4 protein-coding genes and 1 pseudogene are annotated in these 4,188 nt (G+C 43.0%); 1 reads left to right on the top strand and 4 read right to left on the bottom strand.

The features are described from left to right. Together BLV62_RS27970 and BLV62_RS27965 are read right to left on the bottom strand one after the other, a co-directional pair. A partial coding sequence (locus BLV62_RS27970; protein ID WP_089766364.1) for a toprim domain-containing protein occupies positions 1-2,130 on the bottom strand: 2,130 nt, incomplete at its 3' end. Next, positions 2,117-2,326: a SymE family type I addiction module toxin gene (locus BLV62_RS27965; protein WP_089766363.1), complete on the bottom strand. Its 210-nt coding sequence runs from the start codon at positions 2,324-2,326 to the stop codon at positions 2,117-2,119. The genes BLV62_RS27965 and BLV62_RS27970, both read right to left, overlap by 14 nt. 156 nt (positions 2,327-2,482) lie before the next feature. On the opposite strand from BLV62_RS27965, the gene BLV62_RS27960 reads away from it, so the two are divergent. Then, complete coding sequence (locus BLV62_RS27960) at positions 2,483-2,845, top strand: helix-turn-helix domain-containing protein (RefSeq protein WP_089766361.1); 363 nt, start codon at positions 2,483-2,485, stop codon at positions 2,843-2,845. Between the two features lie 56 nt (positions 2,846-2,901). Here the strand turns inward: BLV62_RS27960 and BLV62_RS27955 are convergent, their stop codons facing one another. Together BLV62_RS27955 and BLV62_RS27950 are read right to left on the bottom strand one after the other, a co-directional pair. After that, entirely contained in the window at positions 2,902-3,168 is a 267-nt protein-coding gene (locus BLV62_RS27955; RefSeq protein ID WP_089766359.1) for a hypothetical protein, read from the bottom strand. Between the two features lie 9 nt (positions 3,169-3,177). After that, positions 3,178-4,113 (bottom strand): annotated as a pseudogene (locus tag BLV62_RS27950) (RHS repeat-associated core domain-containing protein); the annotation flags it as partial. Positions 4,114-4,188: the final 75 nt, after the last annotated feature.

Genomic DNA, 4,188 nt, shown 5'->3' with positions numbered 1-4,188 from the left:
CTGCAACTGGCTGGCATAAGGGTTCACCACTTCTGTTGCTTCCAGCATACGAACAAGTACCTGGATAAACTGCCTGGCCTGTTGTTCTTCCCTGCCGTCTATCTCTCCTGATGCGCGTCGGTTCTGGTAACTTAATATCTTGCCTGTTTGTTCGGCGCTTTCATCTACTGCCACTAAAAACACCCTGCTCATATTGTCTTCATAGATCTCCCCCCTGGTAGTACAAGCCAGCGAGGCAATCGGACCTTTAACCGTTTTCTGACCGCTGGTGATCTGCCCATTATCTAACTTGATGCTGGTAGCGCTGTTCAGCTCTCCGTTACTCTGCAGCTCTCTAAACGCAAACTCCGCTTCTTCACTAAGCCCGTCTATATCTTCCAGGCATAACAACCGGTTTACAAAGTAGTGTTCCGGGTAGTTATACAACACTTTATCACTTACCCGGGTAAGCTTGGTGACATGCTCGGGCGGGATGCAGTCTGATATTTGTTTTAGTAGCCTGGTTTTGCCGCTGCCGCTACTGCCCTGGATTAACGCATGCAGTGGCTCCCGCATTTTATAGCTGATAGCGATCAGTAGTAAAAAGATGCGATTGTTTTCTTCTCCTACTATCCCTGCTTTCCCTAACAGTTCATTTAACCGGGCCATTAAAGCAGGTGAGGTTAAAAATGTTTCTGCCGCCCTTCTTTCCTGGGCGGTTAATGGATATACTCCCGTTGCTTTATCTGCTGCTTTTGCTGGCTGTAATTCCTTTTCCCGGTAAGCATCTAACAGGTCCGTTAACTGGCTGATATCTGCCTGCAAAGTATCTTCTGGCACCTGTAAACGTTCACTGATTTCCTTACACAGCTTTGCTACCTGCCTGTCCTCGTACAGGTCTACTTTGCTCCTGCTTTTCTGACCACTGGCCTTCGCGGCTACCAGCAGCGTTACTTTCATACTATCTAAACCCTTACTGATCCCGCCTTGTACACAGTAGCTGACAACTGTAGTATCATACACCAGTTTCTGAGGATGGCTGCTATCTAACTGCGGGGAGGCGGATATTGGCGGGGGTACCGCGGTTTCAGAGGATGCCAGCGGTATGCGTGTCGCTAGTAAGTGCAATAATACATCGCCCTCATGACTGACATGCAGGCTGTTAATATCCTCGCCTGACGGGAGCTGTAGCCTGCTGATACTTACGCCAGGCAACAGCTCCCGGAGTTGGCTGGCATATTTAGCAACAGCCTTCTCCCCTGCCTGGTCCCCATCAAAAGCAAAAATGATTTCCTGTAACGATGGTAGCACCTTGATAGCTGCCAGGTGTTCTGCCGTTAGCCCATTAGTACCATAACAGGCAAGGATACTGTACTGGCTATTAATAGCGGTATGCTGCGCCAGCGTAGCAGCATCGATAACCGCCTCTGTTAAGATCAGCTTTGTAGTAGTTACGGGCGGGTATCCGGGATAGAGGCCCTTACGGCCTTTCAGGTAAAAATGTTTTTGATCCTGCTGGCCTGCCACACTTCTAAAATACAGGCCACTGACCTCATTGTCCTGGTTTAGTAAAGGGAACACGATACAACCCTTCGCAAAAACACGGTAGGCTGTTTCTCCCGTGCGGGAAGACTTACCGTGAGGCGATAATAACCCTACGGCTATACACTGCGCTATCAGGCTTTCATCCTTTCTTGCCCCATGATGGAACTGACCGCTATTATAACCGATAGCTGCCTGGCTGGCTTCCAGCCCTCGGCTACGGATATACTCCCTGGCTGGCTCGCTGTTATGTACCGCATTTTTAAAGTAGGTAAACATATTACCCAGTATAGACATACCGGGCCTGGTGGAGGCGGCCGTTATTGAACACGCAGGACTACCGATTAACTGTTTGCATTTAAGTATAGCCTCATGTTTGCTGCAGCCTTCTTTGTGCATTACAAAGTCGATCACGTCCATCGCTTTGCCATGCGTCTTACAGTTGCTGCTAAAACAATAGGCTGTATGCGTTTTGTAGTAAACCTGTAAACTAGGGGTTTTATCTGCATGGAACGGGCAATGCAGCCGTAAGGATTTATCTGGTTTTAAGCCGTAGTGACGCAGCACCATCGCCAGGGTTAACGACTGCTTTATTTCAGCGATTTCCATCTGCTCCCATCTTTTTAATCGTCAGCACTCCGTTTTCTACCACGATCTCTATCTGATCTCCTATGTTAAAACCTGCTTTAGCTAACCATTTTCCTCGTATATTTAACCAGGGTACATTACTGCCTTCCTGCCAGCGTTCATTACTTACCTGGTAGCGGCTATGGAGTTTACCTTTTCGGATTAGTTTGTTAGCCATGTGGATAAATTTTTACTTTGCGACATTTATGTCTCAAAATAAACCTATTTGTAGCACATAAACAAACATATTTTTAGCATTTTAAAACCAAATAGCACTAACATCCACTCAAAACTGCCACAGATAGGCTATTTTTGTTAACCTAAACTGACAATTATGTCGCAAAAAAACAATCTCGGCAATCGCATCTTGGAACTGCGCAAGTCTAAAAGCTGGTCACAATCTGACCTCGCCGATAAAGTGGGGATTTCATACGCACAGATCGGACGCTATGAGACTAAAGGCGCTCAACCGCCTGCGGAAGTAATTAAAAAAATTGCTGAAGCTCTGGATACTTCTGTTGATTATCTGATTTATGGAAGTGCTGCCGATAAAGCCAGTGAAGCGTTACATGATGCAGAAGTAATCAGGTATTTTAAAGAAATTGAAGCATTGCCCCATGCGGATAAAGATGCATTATTACGGGTTATCGCTGCTTTTATTAGAGACGTTAAAACTAAACAGACTTATACTCATTGATATTAATAAGCCACCTAGTCTAATAACTAGATGGCTCTTAGTATGTAAAGATATTATCAAAACTTAATTCCTAGCAGATATTTTTCCGCCTCATCATTAGAGTAAAAATAGCAATCACTTATCGTACTTAAATCGATATAATTCAAATAATCCTTTATTAAAGAAATTCCAATTCGAACATCTTCAACTTGAATTACAAGCATGTCTTTTTCATTGACAAAAATATCTAGCATAAGATATCCTGAATCAAACTCTTGCTTTTGTATACATTTCGTTTTAAACAAAGAATCTATGAACGCTATAAAATTAACTTGATCTATCATATCACTTATTTACGGCGTTGGTGTTGAAGAAGATGCTCCTGGCTTATCAATAAAAGTCTTACTTCCATCCTTACTTTGAATCTTAAAACCTCCATCTTGAGATAAAACAATTCTATTTCCTTTAGTATTAGCAATCAAGGTACCATCTTCCTGAGTAGTCACATATTTGGTATCTAAAATCCCGTACATTCTACCGTCATCCCTATTAGGTATCCCTTTGGCTTTCTTAACTCCACTATAAGCATCCTCCACCTTATCTAAGGTAGTATTAATTAATTTAATGGCTTCTTCTTGATTAGTTGCTCCAGGAGCTGTTTTTAATCTCTCAATAAAAAGTCCTAAGCGTTGTCCTTTACTTAATACAATTGGTTTAAGTGCTTTCCCTACTTCATTCAATCCTTTTCCAACTCCCCACATAATAACTAACTCTGTAGCATCCTGTTTCGCTCTTTCTTCATTTTCTTTCTTCACTTGAGGATCAGATGCATTACCCGCTATATGCATACTTGCATATAAATCTGCTGCTGTAGTAACTACAAGCACCTTTCCAATAGTTGTTGTAATTTTAAACCCTGTAGAAGCATCGAATATCAATAAACCAGCAGCAGCAAAAGGAGTAGCCATTTCCAAAGCCCAATTCCTCTTTTTGCCACCTTCAGCAGCGCCTATTGATGGCATAAAAGCTCCAGGAGGAATTGGATGCCTAATTGCATCGGATGGCATGGTCATTTGTCCTGTTATAGGATCTTTATAAGAAGCTTCTGCACCATCCAGATCTATAGCATCTATCGGTCTATTACTTGCGAACTGATATGGTGTTAATTCAGGATACGATTTCGTCAACGGATCTACACTCAAGAACTTTGCAACTCTAGGGTCATAAATTCTAAATCCATAATCCTGCTGATTTCCTTCCCCCTTCACCTCATTATCATTCTCCTTCCCATTAAACCCATATAGCTATACCCTCGAACCATCCCCTGCCAGAACTCTGGCTCCAATCAAAGAACTTTCATAAAT

This window comes from Chitinophaga terrae (ex Kim and Jung 2007), assembly GCF_900107795.1.
Taxonomy (GTDB): Bacteria; Bacteroidota; Bacteroidia; order Chitinophagales; family Chitinophagaceae; genus Chitinophaga; species Chitinophaga terrae.
This window is presented reverse-complemented; position numbering and strand designations above follow the sequence as displayed.

Bases quoted from the DNA above. Each gene is read 5' to 3' on its own strand.
- BLV62_RS27965 (WP_089766363.1), bottom strand. From the start codon at position 2,326: ATGGCTAACAAACTAATCCGAAAAGGTAAACTCCATAGCCGCTACCAG.
- BLV62_RS27960 (WP_089766361.1), top strand. From the start codon at position 2,483: ATGTCGCAAAAAAACAATCTCGGCAATCGCATCTTGGAACTGCGCAAG.
- BLV62_RS27955 (WP_089766359.1), bottom strand. From the start codon at position 3,168: ATGATAGATCAAGTTAATTTTATAGCGTTCATAGATTCTTTGTTTAAA.